Source organism: Pseudomonas sp. SST3 (assembly GCF_003325755.1).
Map to the genome: position 1 here is coordinate 100578 of NZ_QORI02000002.1, position 18249 is coordinate 118826.

The 18249-nt window shown below is 61.5% G+C and carries 19 protein-coding genes and 2 pseudogenes; 17 read left to right on the forward strand and 4 right to left on the reverse strand.

What is annotated here, in order from left to right; all coding sequences use genetic code 11:
- Positions 1-29 precede the first annotated feature (29 nt).
- Genes DQ405_RS02635 through DQ405_RS02655 form a run of 5 tightly spaced genes read left to right on the forward strand, consistent with a single transcriptional unit; the run spans position 30 to position 3859 of the window.
- Complete coding sequence (locus DQ405_RS02635) at positions 30-599, forward strand: YqgE/AlgH family protein (protein WP_168422807.1); 570 nt, start codon at positions 30-32, stop codon at positions 597-599.
- The gene (gene ruvX / locus DQ405_RS02640) at positions 596-1024 is read left to right on the forward strand and encodes a Holliday junction resolvase RuvX (RefSeq protein WP_168422808.1); all 429 of its coding nucleotides are present in this window, start codon (positions 596-598) and stop codon (positions 1022-1024) included. Before DQ405_RS02635 ends, ruvX begins: the two co-directional genes overlap by 4 nt.
- Positions 1025-1048: 24 nt before the next feature.
- Positions 1049-1561, forward strand: a complete 513-nt coding sequence (gene pyrR, locus DQ405_RS02645) for a bifunctional pyr operon transcriptional regulator/uracil phosphoribosyltransferase PyrR (protein WP_168422809.1) — start codon at positions 1049-1051, stop codon at positions 1559-1561.
- 10 nt (positions 1562-1571) lie between these two features.
- A complete protein-coding gene (locus tag DQ405_RS02650) occupies positions 1572-2588 on the forward strand; it encodes an aspartate carbamoyltransferase catalytic subunit (RefSeq protein ID WP_168422810.1) in 1017 nt (338 codons plus the stop codon).
- Positions 2588-3859: a dihydroorotase gene (locus DQ405_RS02655; protein WP_168422811.1), complete on the forward strand. Its 1272-nt coding sequence runs from the start codon at positions 2588-2590 to the stop codon at positions 3857-3859. Before DQ405_RS02650 ends, DQ405_RS02655 begins: the two co-directional genes overlap by 1 nt.
- 56 nt (positions 3860-3915) lie before the next feature.
- Here DQ405_RS02655 and DQ405_RS02660 read toward each other — a convergent pair whose 3' ends face one another.
- Complete coding sequence (locus DQ405_RS02660; protein ID WP_168422812.1) at positions 3916-4314, reverse strand: NINE protein; 399 nt, start codon at positions 4312-4314, stop codon at positions 3916-3918.
- A 137-nt stretch (positions 4315-4451) separates the two neighbouring features.
- On the opposite strand from DQ405_RS02660, the pseudogene DQ405_RS02665 reads away from it, so the two are divergent.
- Both DQ405_RS02665 and DQ405_RS02670 read left to right on the forward strand, forming a co-directional pair.
- Positions 4452-5664: pseudogene (locus tag DQ405_RS02665) on the forward strand (putative DNA modification/repair radical SAM protein).
- Complete coding sequence (locus DQ405_RS02670; protein WP_168422813.1) at positions 5664-6494, forward strand: TIGR03915 family putative DNA repair protein; 831 nt, start codon at positions 5664-5666, stop codon at positions 6492-6494. Before DQ405_RS02665 ends, DQ405_RS02670 begins: the two are co-directional and overlap by 1 nt.
- On the opposite strand, the gene DQ405_RS02675 is transcribed toward DQ405_RS02670, so the two are convergent.
- Positions 6495-7640 carry a PilT/PilU family type 4a pilus ATPase gene (locus tag DQ405_RS02675; protein ID WP_168422814.1) on the reverse strand — a complete coding sequence of 382 codons (1146 nt, stop codon included), beginning with the start codon at positions 7638-7640 and terminating at the stop codon, positions 6495-6497.
- A 78-nt stretch (positions 7641-7718) separates the two neighbouring features.
- Positions 7719-8753, reverse strand: a complete 1035-nt coding sequence (gene pilT, locus DQ405_RS02680) for a type IV pilus twitching motility protein PilT (RefSeq protein ID WP_003303153.1) — start codon at positions 8751-8753, stop codon at positions 7719-7721.
- A 66-nt stretch (positions 8754-8819) separates the two neighbouring features.
- Here pilT and DQ405_RS02685 point away from each other — a divergent pair, with 66 nt between their 5' ends.
- From DQ405_RS02685 to DQ405_RS02730, 10 genes and pseudogenes are all read left to right on the forward strand, one after another.
- Positions 8820-9512, forward strand: coding sequence for a YggS family pyridoxal phosphate-dependent enzyme (locus DQ405_RS02685; RefSeq protein WP_168422815.1), 693 nt, complete (start codon positions 8820-8822; stop codon positions 9510-9512).
- 16 nt (positions 9513-9528) lie between these two features.
- Positions 9529-10356, forward strand: a complete 828-nt coding sequence (gene proC, locus DQ405_RS02690) for a pyrroline-5-carboxylate reductase (RefSeq protein WP_168422816.1) — start codon at positions 9529-9531, stop codon at positions 10354-10356.
- A 9-nt stretch (positions 10357-10365) separates the two neighbouring features.
- Positions 10366-10956 carry a YggT family protein gene (locus tag DQ405_RS02695; RefSeq protein ID WP_168422817.1) on the forward strand — a complete coding sequence of 197 codons (591 nt, stop codon included), beginning with the start codon at positions 10366-10368 and terminating at the stop codon, positions 10954-10956.
- Between the two features lie 120 nt (positions 10957-11076).
- Positions 11077-13037, forward strand: a pseudogene (locus DQ405_RS02700) (dynamin family protein).
- An 80-nt stretch (positions 13038-13117) separates the two neighbouring features.
- Positions 13118-14257, forward strand: a complete 1140-nt coding sequence (gene metX, locus DQ405_RS02705; RefSeq protein WP_168422818.1) for a homoserine O-succinyltransferase MetX — start codon at positions 13118-13120, stop codon at positions 14255-14257.
- A 9-nt stretch (positions 14258-14266) separates the two neighbouring features.
- Positions 14267-14866, forward strand: a complete 600-nt coding sequence (gene metW / locus DQ405_RS02710) for a methionine biosynthesis protein MetW (RefSeq protein ID WP_168422819.1) — start codon at positions 14267-14269, stop codon at positions 14864-14866.
- Positions 14867-14893: 27 nt separating this feature from the next.
- Complete coding sequence (locus DQ405_RS02715; protein WP_168422820.1) at positions 14894-15316, forward strand: DUF4426 domain-containing protein; 423 nt, start codon at positions 14894-14896, stop codon at positions 15314-15316.
- Positions 15313-15909, forward strand: coding sequence for an RdgB/HAM1 family non-canonical purine NTP pyrophosphatase (gene rdgB / locus DQ405_RS02720; RefSeq protein WP_168422821.1), 597 nt, complete (start codon positions 15313-15315; stop codon positions 15907-15909). The genes DQ405_RS02715 and rdgB overlap by 4 nt, the downstream gene beginning before the upstream one ends.
- Positions 15906-17120, forward strand: a complete 1215-nt coding sequence (gene hemW / locus DQ405_RS02725) for a radical SAM family heme chaperone HemW (RefSeq protein ID WP_168422822.1) — start codon at positions 15906-15908, stop codon at positions 17118-17120. Before rdgB ends, hemW begins: the two co-directional genes overlap by 4 nt.
- A 9-nt stretch (positions 17121-17129) precedes the next feature.
- On the forward strand, positions 17130-17453 hold the full coding sequence (locus DQ405_RS02730) for a DUF3392 domain-containing protein (RefSeq protein WP_168422823.1): 324 nt from the start codon (positions 17130-17132) through the stop codon (positions 17451-17453).
- Between the two features lie 61 nt (positions 17454-17514).
- On the opposite strand, the gene hutC is transcribed toward DQ405_RS02730, so the two are convergent.
- Entirely contained in the window at positions 17515-18225 is a 711-nt protein-coding gene (gene hutC, locus DQ405_RS02735) for a histidine utilization repressor (protein ID WP_168422824.1), read from the reverse strand.
- Positions 18226-18249: the final 24 nt, after the last annotated feature.

Consider the following 18249-nt stretch of genomic DNA (forward strand, 5'->3'; position numbering starts at 1 on the left):
CCCTGCTCGCAACGCTTAAGCTAGCGCCCATGAACGCATCCTCGCCCAGCTACCTCAAGCATCACTTTCTGATTGCCATGCCACACATGGCAGATCCCAACTTTGCCCAGGCACTGATCTACCTTATAGAGCACAATCAGGACGGTGCAATGGGACTCATCGTCAATCGTCCAAGCGGGCTGAATCTCGCCGACATTCTTGAGCAACTACGCCCGGAGGAGCCCATCGACCCTGGCAGCCAGCAGGTATCGATCTTCTCCGGCGGCCCGGTGCAGACCGACCGAGGCTTTGTACTGCACCCATCCGACGCCCAGTTTCAGGCGACGCTCGGACTTGGCGAGCTAGGCGTGACCACGTCCCAGGACGTGCTTTTTGCCATTGCCGATGGATATGGCCCGAGACAGCATTTCATCGCCCTCGGCTACGCCGGCTGGGAGCCGGGCCAGCTTGAGGCGGAGCTGGTCGACAATGCCTGGCTGAGCTGCCCGGCGCAGCCGCATATCCTGTTTGATCTGCCCCATGAGCAACGCCTGTCTGCCGCTGCTGCATCGCTAGGGGTGGACCTCGGTCTGCTCAGTAGTCAGGTCGGCCACGCATGAGCGCCCTGCGCCTGTTGCTGGGCTTCGACTATGGCACCAAGCAGATCGGCATCGCCGTCGGCCAGGCGGTCACCGGCCAGGCACGAGAACTCTGCGTGATCAAGGCACAGAACGGTGTGCCCGACTGGTCGCAGATCGAGGCGTTATTACGCGAATGGCAACCCGATGCGTTGGTGGTCGGCCTGCCATTGAACATGGATGGCAGTCCCAGTGAGATGAGCGCTCGCGCGGAGAAGTTCGCGCGTCGCCTCAACGGCCGGTTCAATCTGCCGGTACACACCCACGACGAGCGCCTGACAACCTACGAAGCCAAAGGCGAGCGCCTGCGCGGCGGACAACAAGGTGGCTATCGCGAGCGCCCGGTCGATGCCCTCGCCGCGGCCCTTTTACTCGAAGGCTGGCTGACCGCGCAGCACAACGCCTGAAAGCCGCTTCAAGGAGAGAAACGAATGATCCTGCCGAACCCTGATCAGCTGCTACCGGAAATGGCCGCAGCACTGGAGCAACACCTGAGCAGCCACGACATATTGGAGCCACGCTTTATCGGCATCCATACCGGCGGCGTCTGGGTCGCCCAGGCACTGCTGGACTTGCGCGGCAAACAGGAAGCCCTCGGTGTGCTGGATGTGTCCTTCTATCGCGACGACTTTACCCAGAACGGCCTGCATCCGCAGGTTCGCCCCTCGGCGCTGCCATTCGAAATCGATGGACAACACCTGGTGCTCATTGACGATGTGCTGATGAGCGGGCGAACCGTCCGCGCCGCACTCAACGAGCTGTTCGATTACGGCCGACCCGCCAGCGTCAGCCTGATCTGCCTGCTTGACCTCAACGCCCGCGAGCTGCCGATCCGACCGGACGTGGTCGGGGCGACGCTATCTCTGCCACCCGACCAACGCGTCAAATTGCTTGGCCCCGCCCCGCTCGCACTTGAGCTCCAGACCCTCGCCTCCGCCAATTGAGACCCTCGCGATGACGCCTATCGACGCCAAGCGCCCGCTACAGCTGAACGACAACGGTCAGTTGCGCCATTTCTTGTCCCTGGATGGCCTGCCGCGCGCACTGCTTACCGAAATCCTCGACACCGCCGACTCCTTTCTCGAGGTCGGCGCCAGGGCAGTCAAGAAGGTCCCGCTACTGCGCGGCAAAACTGTCTGCAACGTCTTCTTCGAAAACTCCACGCGCACCCGCACCACCTTCGAACTGGCGGCCCAGCGGCTATCGGCAGACGTAATCACGCTGAACGTCTCGACCTCTTCCACCAGCAAGGGCGAAACCCTCACCGATACGCTGCGCAACCTTGAAGCCATGGCCGCCGACATGTTCGTTGTCCGCCACGCCGATTCAGGCGCCGCGCATTTCATCGCGGAACAGGTTTGCCCCGATGTGGCGGTCATCAATGGCGGTGACGGTCGCCACGCGCATCCGACCCAAGGCATGCTCGACATGCTCACCATTCGCCGACACAAGGGCGACTTCGAGAAACTGTCGGTGGCTATTGTCGGCGACATACTGCATTCGCGGGTGGCCCGCTCGAACATGCTTGCCCTGAAGACCCTCGGCTGTCCGGACATTCGTGTGATCGGTCCGAAAACGCTACTGCCGGTCGGCCTGGAGCAGTACGGCGTCAGCATCTATCACGACATGAACGAAGGCCTGCGCGACGTCGACGTGGTGATCATGCTGCGCCTGCAACGTGAACGTATGCAAGGTGGCCTGCTGCCCAGCGAGGGCGAGTTCTACCGCCTCTACGGCCTGACCACGCAGCGCATGGCATTGGCCAAACCGGACGCCATCGTTATGCATCCGGGGCCGATCAACCGTGGCGTCGAGATCGAGTCGGCAGTGGCGGATGGCCCTCAGTCGGTCATTCTCAACCAGGTGACCTATGGCATCGCAATCCGTATGGCAGTGCTTTCCATGGCGATGAGTGGCCAGACTGCCCAACGGCAGCTCGAAAACGAATACGCAGCCGAGGAGCAGAACTGATGCCAACCCAAATCCTCGGTGCACGCCTGATCGACCCTGCCAGCGGGCGCGATGAAGTCACCGATATCTACTGCCAGGACGCCAGGATCGTTGCTATCGGCCAGGCGCCGGCAGGCTTCAGCGCAGCGCACACCATCGACGCCCAGGGTCTGGTCGCCGCGCCCGGCCTGGTCGATTTGTCCGTCGCCCTCCGCGAGCCGGGCTATAGCCGCAAGGGCAACATCGCCAGCGAGACACTCGCCGCTACGGCAGGCGGCATCACCAGCCTGTGCTGCCCACCAGCCACCCGGCCGGTGCTGGACACCGCGGCGGTTGCCGAGCTGATTCTCGACCGCGCCCGCGAGTCCGGTCATGCCAAGGTCTTCCCGATCGGCGCCCTGACTCGCGATTTGGCGGGTGAACAGCTCGCCGAGCTGGTGGCGTTGCGCGATGCTGGCTGCGTCGCCTTCGGCAACGGCCTGACCAACTTCAACAGCAATCGCAACCTTAGCCGCGCTCTGGAATACGCGGCGACGTTCGACCTCACGGTCGTCATTCACTCGCAGGACGCCGACCTGGCCACCGGCGGGCTGGCTCACGAAGGTCCCGCAGCAGCCTTCCTGGGCCTGGCCGGCATCCCCGAAACCGCCGAGACCATCGCACTGGCGCGCAACCTGCTACTGGTTGAGCAGACCGGCGTTCGCGCCCACTTCAGCCAGCTCACCACAGCCCGCGGTGCACAGATGATCGCCGAAGCCCAGGCGCGCGGTCTGCAGGTCACAGCCGATGTGGCGATGTATCAGCTGATTCTGACCGACGAGGCGTTGCATGGCTTTTCCAGCCTTTACCACGTGCAACCGCCATTGCGCAGCGCAGCCGACCGCGAAGGCCTGCGTGAAGCCGTCAGGTCCGGTGTCATCTCGGTGATATCCAGCCACCATCAGCCCCACGAAGCAGACGCCAAACAGGCACCTTTCGGCGAAACCGAGCCTGGTATCAGCAGCGCGGAAATCCTCCTGCCGCTGGCTCTGACGCTGGTGGAAGATGGCCTGCTCGACCTGCCGACGCTACTCGCTCGCCTGAGCAGCGGCCCGGCCGCCGCGATGCGTCTGCCTGTCGGACGACTGGCCGTAGGCGAAGCTGCCGATCTGGTTCTGTTCGATCCGCGCGGCTCTACGCTGGCCGGCGAAGTCTGGCACTCGAAAGGCCGCAATTGCCCCTTCATCGGCCACTGTCTGCCGGGCGCAGTGCGCCACACTATCGTGGACGGCCGAGTCGCCTTCCAAGACTGATTCGATGATGTTCAGGCAGCCCGGCCCGCAAGCCGGGCCGCCTTCGAGACTCGCCGCTACCAGCGCTTTTCCATGTTGCGCATCGAGATCTGGCTGTTCAGTGTCCAGAAGTCATAGAGCACGCCAACGAAAAACAACCCGCCAGTGCACAGGTAGATCAGGCCAGTAATCCATTTGCCCTGATACATACGGTGCACGCCGAACACACCGAGAAAAGTCAGCAGGATCCAGGCCACGGTGTAATCGATCGGCCCCGGCTGGAAGCGCATGTCGGCCTGCCGATCCATCGACGGGATGAGAAACAGATCGATGATCCAGCCGACGAAGAACAAGCCGAGGGTGAAGAACCAGATGGTGCCAGTGATCGGCTTGCCGTAATAGAAACGGTGGGAACCGAGGAATCCAAAGATCCACAGGAGATAACCGATCAGGGTGCTATGGGTGTTCTGCCGCATCTAAGCCTCGCTGTCTGATTTGGGTGATGCCCGTTGAGCTTATCCGATTCCGATTGCGTGTAGTTTCTGCCGAGCGGGCGTTGTTCGGCTATGTCATCGTGATACTGTACATGCAAACAGTATCACGGCAATTCCTCATGCAACTGATAGAGAAACTCAGCGTACTGGCGGACGCCGCGAAGTACGACGTGTCTTGCGCCAGCAGCGGCGCGCCGAAGCGCAGCTCAAAAGGCCGCAGCGGACTCGGCGCCACGGACGGCATGGGCATCTGCCACAGCTTTACGCCGGATGGGCGTTGCGTAGCGCTGCTGAAGATTATGCTGACCAATTTCTGCCTGTATGACTGCCAGTATTGCGTTAACCGGCGCTCGAGCGATGTACCCCGCGCACGCTTCACACCGGAAGAGGTAGTGACGCTGACGCTCGATTTCTACCGCCGGAACTGCATCAGTGGACTGTTTCTCAGCTCCGGCATCATTCGCTCGGCGGACTACACCATGGAACAGCTCGTCCGCGTCGCCAAGTTACTGCGTGAAGAACATGAGTTTCGCGGCTATATACATCTGAAAACCATCCCCGACGCCGACCCTCTCCTGATAGCAGAAGCTGGCCGTTATGCCGATCGGCTCAGCGTCAACATCGAACTGCCGACCGAGAGCAGCCTGATCCGCCTGGCGCCGGAAAAAAGCAGGTCGTAACGATCAAACAGGCGATGCGTTCAATTCACCAGGGCGAGACCGAAGCTCAGGTAGAAAAACGAGCGCCGCGCTTCGCTCCGGCCGGACAGAGCACCCAGATGATCGTCGGTGCCGATGCTACGGATGACAACACGATTCTCCACACCGCACAGTCACTGTACGGCGATTACCGTCTACGCCGGGTGTATTACTCGGCGTTCAGTCCGATCCCGCATAGCCCCAAGACCGTGCCCTTCGAAGCACCGCCGCTACTGCGCGAGCATCGCCTGTATCAGGCCGACTTTCTAATGCGCGGTTATGGCTTCCAGGCCAGCGAATTGCTCAGCGGCCCCGGCAACCTGCCATTGGATATCGACCCCAAGCTGGCCTGGGCACTGTCCAATCGAGAGCAGTTTCCGGTCGATCTGAACCGGGCCGAGCCCGCATTGATCGCGCGTGTCCCTGGGATCGGAATACTAAGTGCCAAACGCCTGGTCGCCCTGCGCCGGCAGAAGCGCATCCGCTTCGAAGACCTGACACGCCTGCGCTGCTCGCTGGAGAAAGCCAAACCTTTCGTCATCACCCAGGACTACCGACCCAATCTGGCCTACCGAGAGTCAGCCACCTTGCGTCGCAGCTCAGCGAAGGTCCCGTGCAGATGGGGCTGTGGTGATGCGCCAGGTGCGCTTTGATGGCAGTTTCGATGGCTGGCGCGCCGCCGCGCGCCGTCTGCTGCTCGGCGGGGTCGCGCCGCATCAAGTGGAATGGCTAAGCGGCGACGCGCCGGGCGGTCTATTCGATGAGGCGGAAACGCTCGAGGCGATCGAGAAACCCCGGTCAATCCGCATTCAGCGGCAATTGCTAGCGGAACTGGAGGCGGCGGCGCGCTATCGCACGAGTGATCGTTGGAGCTTGCTATATCGCATTCTCTGGCGAGTCGCCAAAGGCGATCAAACGGCTAGGCTGGCTGGCGATGCCGATGGCAGTGAGCTGCAGGCGCGGATCAAGTCAGTACGCCGCGAAGCACACCATATGCACGCCTTTCTCCGCTTCAGCCCAACGGGCTCAAATGAGGCCCCTGACTATGTGGCCTGGTTCGAGCCTGCACACGATATTCTGCCCAGCGCGGCGCCGCACTTCGCCGAGCGTATGGGACTGCATTCGTGGCTGATCGCGACACCGGATGATGCGGTGCTATGGGATGGCCAGGTCATGCACTACGCCCAGCCTTGTCCGCCCGCCTGGAAACAGCTGGCGCAGACCGCACGGGACCCGGGTGCGGAACTGTGGAAGACCTACTACGAAAGCACCTTCAACCCGGCACGACTCAACCGCGAGGTGATGCAGAGCAACCTGCCGGTGCGCTTCTGGAAAAACCTGCCGGAAGGCCCGTTAATTCCGCAGCTAATGAGCCGCGCCCGGGCCGGCGCGCAACGTGACGGCCAGGCCGAGCGTGTTGCCAGCCGCCCAGGTAAACGCGTCGGCCTGCCCAGGCAGATTTGATCAGCGGAAGTTGCGTCCCGGCTCGTCGTCGCTGACTTCCAGAGTCAGGCCCTGCGAGACGCTGGAGAGGTGCTCGCCATCGGTCTCCGAGCCCAGCTTGATCATCAGACGCAGGTCGTTGGACGAGTCGGCGTGGAGCAAAGCGTCCTCATAGGTGATTTCGCCCTGCACGTAAAGGTTGTAGAGCGCCTGATCGAACGTCTGCATGCCGAGGTCGGTGGAGCGCTTCATCAGTGATTTGAGTTCGTGCACCTCGCCCTTGCGGATCAGATCGGCCGCCAACGGCGTGTTGATCAGAACTTCGATGACCGCACGGCGTCCCTTGCCATCCGGCGTGGGGATGAGCTGCTGAGCGACGATGGCCTTGAGGTTGAGCGAGAGGTCCATCCAGACCTGCTGCTGGCGATCGGCTGGGAAGAAGTTGATGATCCGATCCAGCGCCTGGTTGGCGTTGTTGGCGTGCAGGGTCGCGAGGCAGAGGTGGCCGGTTTCGGCGAACGCCACGGCATAATCCATGGTCTCGCGGGTCCGCACCTCGCCGATAAGAATCACATCGGGGGCCTGGCGCAGGGTGTTCTTCAGCGCCACATCGAAGGAATCGGTATCGATGCCGACTTCGCGCTGGGTGACGATGCAGCTCTGATGCTGATGGATGAATTCGATGGGGTCTTCGATGGAAATGATGTGGCCGCTGGAGTTCTTGTTACGGTAGCCGATCATCGCAGCGAGCGAGGTGGACTTGCCGGTACCTGTGGCACCGACGAACAGCACCAGGCCACGCTTGGTCATCGCCAGCTTCTTCAAAACGTCCGGCAGCTTGAGGTCTTCGAGCGTCGGAATGTTCGTTTCGATGCGACGTAGCACCATGCCGGCAAGGTTGCGCTGATAAAAGGCACTGACACGAAAACGACCGATGCCACGGGCACTGATGGCAAAGTTGCATTCGTGGTTCTCGGCGAATTCGCGGCGCTGTTGCTCGTTCATCACGGCATGCACGGTTTCGCGGGTCATCTCCGGCGACATTGGCGTCTTGTTCACCGGCAGGATCTTGCCATTGACCTTCATCGAAGGCGGCACGCCGGCGGTAATGAACAGATCGGAGCCGCCCTTTTCCACCATCAGGCGCAACAGTTTCTCGAATTCCATTGTCGTTCTCGTAGTCTGGCGTAGCCGCGTTGTCGCGAAGCGAAAGCCAGGCGACAACGCCGCCAGGCCTCCGGTAGGTTAGAAGTTTTCGGGCTGCTTGGCCTTTTCCTTGGCGCTGTCGCGCGAGATCAAACCCTTGGCCAGCAAGCCTTTTAGACAGGAATCGAGTGTCTGCATGCCCAGCGACCCACCGGTCTGGATCGAGGAATACATCTGCGCCACCTTGTCCTCGCGAATCAGGTTACGGATCGCCGGCGTGCCGATCATGATCTCATGGGCCGCCACCCGACCGCCGCCAACCTTCTTCAGCAGGGTTTGGGAAATCACCGCCTGCAGCGATTCGGAGAGCATCGAACGGACCATGGACTTTTCTTCGGCCGGGAACACGTCAACCACGCGGTCGATCGTCTTGGCGGCGGAGGTGGTGTGCAGGGTACCGAACACCAAGTGACCGGTTTCCGCGGCGGTCAGCGCCAGACGGATGGTTTCCAGGTCGCGCATTTCACCGACGAGAATGATGTCCGGGTCTTCCCGCAGGGCAGAACGCAAGGCCTCGGAGAAGCCCAGGGTGTCGCGGTGCACTTCGCGCTGGTTGACCAGACACTTCTTGGATTCGTGAACGAATTCGATCGGATCCTCAATGGTGAGGATGTGGTGGTACTTGGTGTTGTTCAGGTAGTCGAGCATGGCCGCCAGGGTGGTCGACTTGCCCGAGCCGGTGGGACCGGTCACCAGCACCAGTCCCCTCGGCACGTCGGTGATCTTTCGGAAGACCTCGCCCATGCCCAGGTCTTCCATGGTCAACACTTTTGATGGAATGGTCCGGAACACGGCACCGGAACCGCGATTCTGGTTGAAGGCGTTGACTCGGAAACGCGCTACGCCGGGGACTTCGAACGAAAAGTCAGTCTCGAGAAATTCCTCGAAATCCTTGCGCTGCTTGTCGTTCATGATGTCGTAGATCAGCGCGTGCACCTGCTTGTGGTCCATCGCCGGCAGGTTGATTCGCCGCACATCGCCGTCGACGCGGATCATCGGCGGCAGGCCGGCAGACAGGTGCAAATCAGACGCACCCTGCTTGGCGCTGAAGGCCAGCAGTTCTGTGATATCCATGGGACTCCCCAATTACAAGCAAGCAGGTAGAATGCCGCGCAGACCCTAAGGTGGCAGGCGCAGGTAATGTCCACGATAGCGAACAATATTGCAAAGGTCGCAGCGCGCATCCGTGAGGCGGCGCAAGCTGTAGCGCGCGATCCCAACGAGGTACGCCTGCTGGCCGTGAGCAAGACGCAGCCCGCCGACGCCATTCGCCAGGCCAGCGTCGCCGGACTGCGCGATTTCGGCGAAAACTACCTGCAGGAAGCGCTGGACAAACAGGCCGACCTGGGCGACCTCCCCCTCACCTGGCATTTCATCGGCCCGATTCAGTCAAACAAAACCAAGGCGATCGCCGAACATTTCGATTGGGTACATTCGGTGGACCGCCTGAAGATCGCTCAGCGGCTCTCCGACCAGCGCCCCGAATCACTGCCACCGCTGAATATCTGCTTGCAGGTCAATGTCAGCGGCGAAGCCAGCAAGTCCGGCTGCGAGCCGCAGGATGTACCGGAACTGGCCCACACCATTGCCGCCCTGCCCCGCCTCCGCCTGCGCGGGCTGATGGCAATTCCCGAACCGACCGACGACCCCGCCGAGCAGCGCGCCGCTTTCGCCCGCCTGCGTCAACTGCAAAAAGAGCTCGGACTCGAACTCGACACTCTCTCCATGGGCATGAGCCAGGACCTCGAGGCCGCCATTGCCGAAGGCGCCACCTGGGTCCGTATCGGCACCGCTCTGTTCGGTGCCCGAGACTATGGCCGCCCGCCCGCATGAATAAAGGAATCCACGCATGAGCACACCCCGTATTGCCTTCATTGGCGGCGGAAACATGGCTGCCAGCCTGATCGGCGGGCTGCGTGCCCAAGGCATCCCAGCCACCTCCATTTGCGCCAGCGATCCCGGCGCAGACAAGCGCGCCGAGCTCCAGGCCACCCATGGCATCGAAACCTTTGCCGACAACGGCCAAGCCTTGGCGAGCGCCGATGTCATCGTGTTGGCAGTCAAGCCACAGGTGATGCAAGCCGTCTGCCGTGACCTCGCCAGACACCTGCAAGCGAAACAGCTGATCGTATCGATCGCCGCCGGGATCAATTGCGCCAGTTTGCAGGATTGGCTGGGTGCGCAGTCGCCAAGAGCGATCGTGCGCTGCATGCCGAATACTCCGTCGTTGCTGCGCCAGGGGGTCAGCGGGCTGTTTGCCAACGCCCAGGTCACCGACGCACAGAAGCAGCAGGCCGAGCAGCTGCTGTCGGCGGTTGGTCTGGCACTCTGGCTAGACAACGAGGCATTAATCGACGCCGTCACCGCCGTGTCCGGCAGCGGCCCGGCGTACTTCTTCCTGATGATGGAAGCCATGACCGCGGCCGGTGAACAGCTGGGGCTACCTCGCGCCACGGCGGCCGAACTGACCATGCACACCGCGCTAGGCGCTGCCCGCATGGCCTGCGAGAGCGACCTCGACGCAGCGGAACTGCGGCGCCGGGTCACCTCGCCGAACGGAACCACCGAAGCGGCGATCAAAACCTTCCAGGCGGGCGGCTTCGAAACCCTGGTTCAACAGGCGATGAATGCAGCCGCGCACCGCTCGGCCGAACTCGCCGAACAATTGGGCAAATAAGGAGCCTTCATGTCGCAACTTTCGCAAGCCCTGATCCTGATCATCCAGACGCTCGGTAGCCTCTACCTGCTGATCGTGCTGTTGCGCTTTATCCTGCAGTTGGTTCGGGCCGATTTCTACAACCCGCTGAGCCAGTTCATCGTGCGCGCCACGCACCCACTGCTCAAGCCGTTGCGCCGGGTGATTCCCAGCGTCGGCGGGCTCGACCTGTCCTCGCTGGTATTGGCCATCGTGGTTCAAGTGTTGCTGATGGCTGCAATCCTGATGCTGGCCTACGGCACCATCGGCAACCCGCTGCAGCTGCTGGTCTGGGCGATCATTGGCGTCACCGGGCTGTTCCTCAACATCTTCTTCTACGCCTTGATCATCAGCGTGATCCTGTCCTGGGTAGCGCCTGGCAGCCACAACCCCGGCGCGCAACTGGTCAGCCAGATCGTCGAGCCGGCGCTCGCGCCCTTCCGCCGCCTGCTACCCAATCTCGGCGGACTGGATATTTCACCGATCTTTGCGTTCCTCGCGATCAAGCTGCTGGACATGCTGGTCATCAATAACTTGGCAATGATGACGCACATGCCCAACATTCTCCGTTCGCTGATCTGACGTGTACCGCCGCCCACTCGCCTGATGCAGCCTTTGGGCGGTAGTTCACAGCGGCTCGATTGACGCGCACCGGGCGACTGGGATAATCGCCCGATTACGCCTTCAGGATGCATCACGATCATGGAACGACTCGACCGGCAGGTGGATGCCTACGTCACCTGGAAGCGCGACCTCATTCGCGAGATCACTCGCTACCGCAGCTGGCTGACCCACAACCGTCTCAATTCCGAGGCGGTCGATGCCAGACTGGACCGCGCGCTGAAACTGCTGCGCACCGATCACATCACCCTGGCCTTTGTTGGCGAGTTTTCCAGGGGCAAGACGGAACTGATCAACAGTCTGTTTTTCTCCGGGTACGGCCAACGCATACTGCCGTCACGGGCCGTCGCACCACCATGTGTCCGACCGAACTGTTTTTCGATCCGCGCGCGGAACGCTGCTACATCCGTTTGCTGCCTATCGAATCACGCCTGGACGAAACCAGCATCGCCCAGCTCAAGCGCACCCCGCATGTCTGGCGAAATATCCCGCTGGATCCGGACAACCCGGACGCTATGGTAGAAGCATTCACCCAAGTCGCTGCCACCAGGTCGCTGCCTGAACAGCAAGCCATCCAGCTCGGATTCCACCCTGACACCCTGGAGCAATCGGAAACTGCCGGCGAAGTGATGGTGCCCGCCTGGCGGCACGCGATGGTCAACTTCGATCATCCACTGCTGCGCCAAGGCCTGCGTATTCTCGACACGCCCGGCCTGAATGCGCTGGGTAGCGAGCCGGAACTCACCCTGTCCATGCTACCGAACGCCCAGGCGGTGATATTCCTGCTCTCCGCCGATGCCGGCGTGACGGCCAGCGACATGGATATCTGGCAGCAGCACATCCGTCAGTTCGATGACGGCAACCAGAACCACCTGTTCGCCGTACTGAACAAAATCGACGTGCTCTGGGACGACGTTTCCGGCGATGCCTTCGTCAATGAGGCCATTCAACGGATGCAAACCGCCACCGCTCAGCAGCTGGGGATCGCCGTCGAAGACGTGCTACCGCTCTCGGCCAAACAGGCGCTGCTGGCAAAGATTCGCGGCGACCGGGGCTTGCTCGAGCGCAGCCAGCTGTTGTCGCTGGAGCATCTGCTTTGCGAACGCATCCTCGCGCAGAAGGAAAGCCTGCTCGAGCAACAAGTGGTGCGCCAGGTGCTCGCTCTGCTGCAGAACAGCCAACATATCCTGACCCAGCGCTTGGCCAAGATTCGCGAACAGGGCGAGCTGCTCAACAACCAGCGCCAGGATAGCGGGCAGCTACTGCTGGAACTGACCGCCCGCACTCGTCATGAACATAACCAGCACCACAAGCGCCTGCTGCAGCTGAAAACCAACCAGCGCCTGCTGCAACGTCAGGGTGAATTGCTGCGCAGCACCGTGCGCGCCGAGCGCTTGGAGGAACACCTGACACGCCTGCGTCGAAGCCTGACCGGCAGCCTGACCACCCTGGGTATCAACCTGAGCATCCTGCACTTCTTCCGCTCGGTCGAGCAGGACCTGGGGGCGCTTGAGCACGAAGCCGCACTGGCAAACAAAATCGTCTCGGCGATCTATCGGCGGCACAATGAAGCGAACCCCTTGCAAGGCGCCGACGCTCCGTTGTTTCTGCTCGCCCCGTATCAGCAGGAACTCAAAGGACTGCAGATCAAGGGAGACCATTTCCGCCTGCAGCTCAAGACACTGCTCACTGAACAACGCACCCTGACCCGTCGCTTCTTCGCCACTCTCGCACAAGAGGTGATCGGGATGCATCAACGCCTGCGACGCGAGGCCGAGCAATGGGCTGGTGAAGCCTTGATGCCGCTGATGCAACATTCGCTGGAGCATAAGCAGCAGCTCGAAGCCCACATGCTACGCCTCAAGACTCTGGCGCAGGATAGCCAGCAGAGCAGTCAGCGTGGCCGGCTGCTGGCACGCTACAGTGCCGAGTTGGAGCTGCAACTGGCCCAGGCCGGGGAAATGCTGCGGTTGCTGCGGCGACCCGCACCGATCCGCCGTCAGGGCAAGGTCGTCAGCCTCACCAGCGCCAGCGTGAGCTGACGCCGCTTTACGATTGAGGATGAATTGAAGCGCGCTAACCTTTAGACTTTGCCGCCTTCTTCCAGTACGAGCCAGGGTCGATGCCCACAGCTATTCCAGCCGACTCCGTTGGTCTGGTGAGTCCGAAGGTTGAGCATTTCGCCGAGCCGCTGGCACTCGCCTGCGGACGCACGCTGAACGACTACCAACTGATCTACGAGACTTACGGCGAACTGAACGCCGCGCGCAGCAACGCTGTGCTGATTTGTCATGCCCTGTCCGGGCATCACCATGCGGCCGGCTACCATGACCTCAGCGACCGCAAACCCGGCTGGTGGGACAGCTGCATCGGGCCGGGCAAGGCGATCGACACCAATCGCTTTTTCGTGGTCAGCCTGAACAACCTTGGCGGTTGTAACGGCTCGACCGGCCCCAGCAGCGAGAACCCACTGACCGGCAAGCCTTACGGAGCGGACTTTCCGGTAGTTACCGTCGAGGACTGGGTCAACAGCCAGGCACGACTGGCTGACGTGCTGGGCATCGAACAATGGGCGGCGGTAGTGGGTGGCAGCCTGGGCGGCATGCAGGCCATGCAGTGGGCCATGAGCTACCCGGAGCGCGTTCGTCACTGCGTCGCCATCGCTTCGGCGCCCAAGCTGTCGGCACAGAACATCGCGTTCAATGAGGTGGCCCGCCAGGCGATTCTGTCCGATCCGGAGTTCCACGGCGGTCACTTTCAGGAGCGGAACGTCATTCCCAAGCGCGGCCTGATGCTGGCCCGCATGGTCGGGCACATCACCTACCTGTCCGATGACGCCATGGGGACCAAGTTCGGCCGCGGCCTGAAGAGCGAAAAGCTCAACTACGATTTCAACAGCGTCGAGTTTCAGGTCGAGAGTTATCTGCGCTACCAGGGCGAAGAGTTTTCCAGTCGCTTCGACGCCAATACCTACCTGTTGATGACCAAGGCGCTGGATTACTTCGATCCAGCCGCCGCTTATGACGACGATCTGGCCGAAGCCTTATCGATCGCCAAGGCGGACTTCTGCGTGATTTCCTTTACCACCGACTGGCGTTTCTCGCCGGAGCGCTCGCATGAAATCGTCGATGCGCTGATGGCGGCACGCAAGAACGTCTGCTATCTGGAAGTCGACGCCCCTCAGGGCCACGATGCTTTTCTTATTCCTATCCCCCGCTATCTGCAGGCGTTTCGCGGCTACATGAACCGCATCGCTGTATAAGGAACCCACATGCGCGCCGATCTGGACATCATCCAAGACTGGATACCAGCAGGTAGCCGCGTGCTCGACCTCGGTTGCGGCAACGGTGAGCTGCTGGCCTGGCTGCGAGACAACAAGCAGGTCAGCGGTTACGGCCTGGAGATCGATCCCGACAACATCGCCGCCTGCATCGAGAAAGGTGTCAACGTCATCGAGCAGGATCTCGACAAGGGCCTGGGAAACTTCGCCAGTGACAGCTTCGACATGGTGGTCATGACCCAGGCGTTACAGGCGGTTCATTACCCTCACCTGCTGCTCAAGGAAATGCTCCGGGTCGGGCGCGAGTGCATCATTACCTTCCCCAACTTCGGGCACTGGCGCTGCCGCTGGTACCTTGCGAGCAAGGGCCGCATGCCCGTGTCGGAGTTTCTCCCCTACACTTGGTACAACACGCCGAACATCCACTTTTGCACATTTGAGGACTTTGAGCGGCTGTGTCGTGAGCGCGGTGCCCGGGTGCTAGAGCGACTTGCAGTGGATCGCCATCACAGGCACGGCGTGGCGAGCCGGCTATGGCCCAACCTGATCGGAGAGATCGGTATCTATCGCGTCACCGGCCCGGGCCGGTGATCCGCTTCATCACAGGAGGAACGCCCCATGAAACGCAGCCTGATATGTCTGTTCGCTCTGCTATTGGCAATGCCTGCCGTGGCCGAGCGCAAACACAGTGTTGGCGAATACGATGTGCATTACATCGCCTTCAATTCCGGCTTCCTGCAGCCTGATATTGCGGCAGCCGCGGGCCTTGTGCGCAGCAAGGCGCAAGGCGTGGTCAACGTCTCGGTACTCAAGGCCGGTAAGCCGGTTGTGGCGCAAGTCAGTGGCACGGTGAGAAACCTTCTCGGCCAGAATTATCCTCTGACCTTCAAGCAGCTCAAGGAAGGTGACGAGGCCATCTATTACCTCGCACAGTTTCCCTTCGACTCCCGGGAAAACCTGCGCTTCAACCTGAACGTACAACCCACGGGCGCGGCCCCGATCAACTTCGACTTCACTCAAGAGTTCTTTCCGGACGAATGATGCCCTTCAATGAACTAGTGCTTGCCAGCCATAACGCCGGCAAGCTCAAGGAACTGCAAGCCATGCTGGGAGACGCCGTGCGCGTCCGCTCGGTTGGTGAATTCAGTGATGTCGAGCCGGAAGAAACCGGGCTGTCCTTCGTTGAGAACGCTATCCTCAAAGCGCGCAACGCGGCCAAGGTATCCAGACTCCCAGCGCTCGCCGATGACTCGGGCCTGGCAGTGGATCATCTCGGCGGCGCTCCGGGCATCTACTCGGCGCGCTACGCCGACGGCCAAGGCGACGCGGCGAACAATGCCAAGCTGCTCCATGCGCTCAAAGACGTACCGGATGCCGAGCGTGGAGCGCAGTTCGTCTGCGCGCTGGCACTTGTTCGGCACGCCAATGATCCGCTGCCCATCATCTGCGAAGGATTGTGGCACGGGCGCATTCTGCATGCGGCGCAAGGCGAGCATGGCTTCGGTTATGACCCGCTGTTCTGGATCCCGGAGCGCAACTGCTCCAGCGCCGAAATGGCGCCTGCGGACAAGAATCAGCTCAGCCACCGCGCACGAGCCATGGCCTTGCTCAAGCAGCGCCTGGGAATCGCATGAGCGAAGCTGGGAGGCAGAAGCCGCAGACTGGACGCGCGAAGCCCACCGATAGCATCGAGCGTCAGGGTTCATGTTTCCAACTACCGCCGCTGGCAGCCTACGTCCACATACCTTGGTGCGTGCGTAAATGCCCCTACTGCGACTTCAACTCGCACGCCGCGGGCCCGGCATTGCCAGAAGATGCCTATGTCGCCGCGCTGCTTGCCGATCTGGATTGCGATCAAGATCAGGTTCAGGGCCGCACGCTCACCTCGATATTCTTCGGCGGGGGAACCCCAAGCCTGTTTTCCGCCAGGTCGCTGGGCCAGATTCTCGACGGGCTGGAACAGCGGGTCGGCTTTGCCGACGACATCGAGATCACCCTCGAAGCCAATCCGGGCACCTTCGAACAGGCGAAATTCCGCGACTATCGCAGCCTGGGGATCAATCGTCTGTCGATCGGCGTACAGAGCTTCCAGGCCGCCAAGCTGAAGGCGCTGGGCCGCATCCATGACGGTGACGAGGCCGTGCGTGCTGCCGACATGGCGCGCGCGGCCGGCTTCGATAATTTCAACCTCGATCTGATGCATGGCCTACCCGAGCAGAGCCTGGACGATGCCCTTAGCGACTTGCGCACCGCCATCGCCCAGCGGCCAACGCACCTGTCCTGGTACCAGCTCACCGTCGAACCCAACACCGAGTTCTGGAGCAAGCCGCCTCAGCTGCCCGAGGACGAGACGCTATGGGATATCCAGGAAGCCGGCCAGGCGCTGCTCGCCGAGCATGGCTACGGTCAATACGAGACCTCCGCCTATGCGCAACCTGGGCGCCAGGCACGACACAATCTCAATTACTGGATGTTCGGCGATTTTCTCGGTATCGGCGCCGGAGCACATGGCAAGTCGAGCGACCCCGATGGGCAGATTCGGCGTCATAGGAAGACGCGCCTGCCCAAGGATTACCTCGATCCAGCGAAGCCCTTTCGCGCGGGCAACAAGCGCCTGCAGCCGGACGAATTACCCTTCGAATTCCTGATGAATGTGCTGCGCCTCACCGACGGCGTTCCCTCCTTGCTGTTCACTCAGCGCACCGGCCTGCCGCTGGAGTTGCTGGCCAAAGCACGGCACGAAGCCGAAGCCCGCGGCCTGCTGACGAACGACCCGCAACGGCTGGTCGCCACGCCCAAGGGACAACTGTTCCTGAATGACCTGCTACAGCTTTTCCTGCCCTAAGGACCTTGCATGGATCTCGTACTCGACCTCATCGCCATACTGTCGCGCTGGAGCCGTCATCATCTATTCGATATTTCTCTGGCCATCATGGCCACCCTCTTCGTGCTGTTCGGGCCGGCGCTGAACGCCTGGGTGCAGAAGAACATTGGCGGCCTGAATTTCGTTCTGCGCACCCTGCTCTTCGTGGTGTTCTGCGCGCTGGTCTACGGCCTCGGCATCATCTATCTCAGCCCCTGGCTGGCCAAGGGCTTGGCGCAATTCAACAATTACACCCTGGCACCCGTGCTGCTGTTGGTACTGTTTATCATCGGTGTCGTGGCCGACCGCACCTAGCGCTGCCCGGCTGCCCCTTTGCCGCTCTGTATGCGCCCCGAGGCGGCTGACGGTTGGCAATCTACCTGTGCTTTAGCGCCGATCGCAGCTTATAGCGATCCCCGGGATGGATCAGCCGCGCGTAGCTGATCAGATGGTCGTCCGACCAGGTGCGGCGGATCATGCTCAGGCAAGGCGTGGCGGGGTCCATGGCCAGCCACTCGGCCGATTGCGCGTCGACCAACACCGCCTCGACTACATGCTCGACATCAGAGATCGGGCAGGCGGCCACCAGTACTTCGTTGGGCGTATGCCGGGTGAAATCGGTACTCAGGTAGTCCGGCACCCAACGCGGGTTGACGTAACGATCTTCCAACTGGATCGGCAGGCCGTTTTCGCGATGCACCAGGATACTGTGGAAGGTCGGTGTGCCCACCCGTACAGCGAGCCGCAATGCCACTTCGTCATCCGCCTCGATCGCTTCGCAGCGCAAAACCTGATTGCTGTAGTCGTTGCCCCGGCCCCTGACCTCGGACGCGATATTCAGTACCTCATGCAACGACGACTCGGCCTTGCGGTCGGTGACGAAGGTGCCGAGCCCGGCCTGGCGGATCAGATAGCCCTTCTGCACCAAATCGCGGATGGCCTTGTTGGCGGTCATCCGGCTGACGCCGAAGTCCCGTGCCAGCTGCTCCTCCGCGGGGATCTGATGATTGACCGGAAAATCGCCGGCGCTGATGCGCTCGAGCAGATACTCCTCGATGACGCGATAGCGTGGTGTAGTACTGGCCACTCAGGCTCCCTAGTGTCGACGCGC

Coding starts and splice junctions, on each gene's coding strand:
- DQ405_RS02675 (WP_168422814.1), bottom strand. CDS start 7,640: ATGGAATTCGAGAAACTGTTGCGCCTGATGGTGGAAAAGGGCGGCTCC.
- DQ405_RS02660 (WP_168422812.1), bottom strand. CDS start 4,314: ATGCGGCAGAACACCCATAGCACCCTGATCGGTTATCTCCTGTGGATC.
- pyrR (WP_168422809.1), top strand. CDS start 1,049: ATGATCCTGCCGAACCCTGATCAGCTGCTACCGGAAATGGCCGCAGCA.
- metW (WP_168422819.1), top strand. CDS start 14,267: ATGCGCGCCGATCTGGACATCATCCAAGACTGGATACCAGCAGGTAGC.
- pilT (WP_003303153.1), bottom strand. CDS start 8,753: ATGGATATCACAGAACTGCTGGCCTTCAGCGCCAAGCAGGGTGCGTCT.
- DQ405_RS02635 (WP_168422807.1), top strand. CDS start 30: ATGAACGCATCCTCGCCCAGCTACCTCAAGCATCACTTTCTGATTGCC.
- rdgB (WP_168422821.1), top strand. CDS start 15,313: ATGATGCCCTTCAATGAACTAGTGCTTGCCAGCCATAACGCCGGCAAG.
- DQ405_RS02650 (WP_168422810.1), top strand. CDS start 1,572: ATGACGCCTATCGACGCCAAGCGCCCGCTACAGCTGAACGACAACGGT.
- proC (WP_168422816.1), top strand. CDS start 9,529: ATGAGCACACCCCGTATTGCCTTCATTGGCGGCGGAAACATGGCTGCC.
- DQ405_RS02670 (WP_168422813.1), top strand. CDS start 5,664: ATGCGCCAGGTGCGCTTTGATGGCAGTTTCGATGGCTGGCGCGCCGCC.
- metX (WP_168422818.1), top strand. CDS start 13,118: ATGCCCACAGCTATTCCAGCCGACTCCGTTGGTCTGGTGAGTCCGAAG.
- DQ405_RS02715 (WP_168422820.1), top strand. CDS start 14,894: ATGAAACGCAGCCTGATATGTCTGTTCGCTCTGCTATTGGCAATGCCT.
- DQ405_RS02655 (WP_168422811.1), top strand. CDS start 2,588: ATGCCAACCCAAATCCTCGGTGCACGCCTGATCGACCCTGCCAGCGGG.
- DQ405_RS02730 (WP_168422823.1), top strand. CDS start 17,130: ATGGATCTCGTACTCGACCTCATCGCCATACTGTCGCGCTGGAGCCGT.
- DQ405_RS02685 (WP_168422815.1), top strand. CDS start 8,820: ATGTCCACGATAGCGAACAATATTGCAAAGGTCGCAGCGCGCATCCGT.
- ruvX (WP_168422808.1), top strand. CDS start 596: ATGAGCGCCCTGCGCCTGTTGCTGGGCTTCGACTATGGCACCAAGCAG.
- DQ405_RS02695 (WP_168422817.1), top strand. CDS start 10,366: ATGTCGCAACTTTCGCAAGCCCTGATCCTGATCATCCAGACGCTCGGT.
- hemW (WP_168422822.1), top strand. CDS start 15,906: ATGAGCGAAGCTGGGAGGCAGAAGCCGCAGACTGGACGCGCGAAGCCC.